The organism is Acinetobacter sp. 226, from assembly GCF_048147925.1.
GTDB classification, from domain to species: Bacteria; Pseudomonadota; Gammaproteobacteria; order Pseudomonadales; family Moraxellaceae; genus Acinetobacter; species Acinetobacter pecorum.
This window is the reverse complement of sequence record NZ_JAYWYX010000079.1, coordinates 1-1,084: the sequence shown is the minus strand read 5'-3', so window position 1 is coordinate 1,084 and position 1,084 is coordinate 1. Positions and strand designations below refer to the sequence as shown.

Here is a 1,084-nt window from a genome sequence, read left to right as displayed (position 1 = left end):
TCATCATGCAATACCTACCTTATGGTAAGTGGGTTTCCCCATTCAGACATCTCCGGATCACAGGATATTTGCCGCCTCCCCGGAGCTTTTCGCAGGCTATCACGTCTTTCATCGCCTCTGACTGCCAAGGCATCCACCACATGCACTTAATTACTTGACTATACAACCCCAAACAGTCGTTTATCCTTACAAGTAGGATAAGCAACAGAGTTCGTCTTGCGACTTACTCATACAGTTGGCGTTTCGTAGATTTAACTACAGTACAGCTTCAATTAGATTCATATACCAAAACGCTTGATTCAGTTAATTTCGCTAGTAAATCATTGTTTGATTCATAGTTGCCTATGTTTCATTCAATGAGTTATGAACAAATTATTTCAACTCAAATATATTCTGTTAATGATTTTTCCAGCCTTCGTCAGGTCAGGAAACTGTGATAAATCACAGAGATTATCAAGTGCGCGTATCATAACGCTTGTACTTGCTAATCTCTAGGATCTAATCACCTGATCGCTTAGGAACTAAACAACTTCATCACTGTATGATTACATACTGCGCGAAGCGTAGCTTCTTGCTTAAATTTCAACTCAAATCCTTAAAGCAGCGCTTTAAGTTTTATGATCTTGAAATTTGGTGGAGACTAGGAGAGTCGAACTCCTGACCTCCTGCGTGCAAAGCAGGCGCTCTACCAACTAAGCTAAGTCCCCAGCTTATCAATAAGTCAATGTATCGTTCTGTTCTGTTTGCTTCAGCATTTTCATGCTTTGTTAGTCAGATTTGGTGGGTCTGACAAGACTTGAACTTGTGACCCCACGCTTATCAAGCGTGTGCTCTAACCAACTGAGCTACAGACCCTCAGATACATCGTATGAAGAACAACTTGTTGTGGATTCTTACCAATCGTCAATCTTTCGTTAAGGAGGTGATCCAGCCGCAGGTTCCCCTACGGCTACCTTGTTACGACTTCACCCCAGTCATCGGCCACACCGTGGTAAGCGTCCTCCTTGCGGTTAGACTACCTACTTCTGGTGCAACAAACTCCCATGGTGTGACGGGCGGTGTGTACAAGGCCCGGGAACGTATT

The 1,084-nt window shown here is 43.5% G+C and carries 2 tRNA genes and 2 rRNA genes; all 4 read right to left on the bottom strand.

The features are described 5' to 3' along the window. Window positions 1-160 (bottom strand): 23S ribosomal RNA (locus tag VXP95_RS15495); the annotation flags it as partial. A gap of 471 nt (window positions 161-631) precedes the next feature. Continuing rightward, a tRNA-Ala gene (locus VXP95_RS15490) sits at window positions 632-707 on the bottom strand. Window positions 708-778: 71 nt separating this feature from the next. Next, window positions 779-855: transfer RNA gene (locus VXP95_RS15485), tRNA-Ile, on the bottom strand. 60 nt (window positions 856-915) lie between these two features. After that, a 16S ribosomal RNA gene (locus tag VXP95_RS15480) occupies window positions 916-1,084 on the bottom strand; the annotation flags it as partial.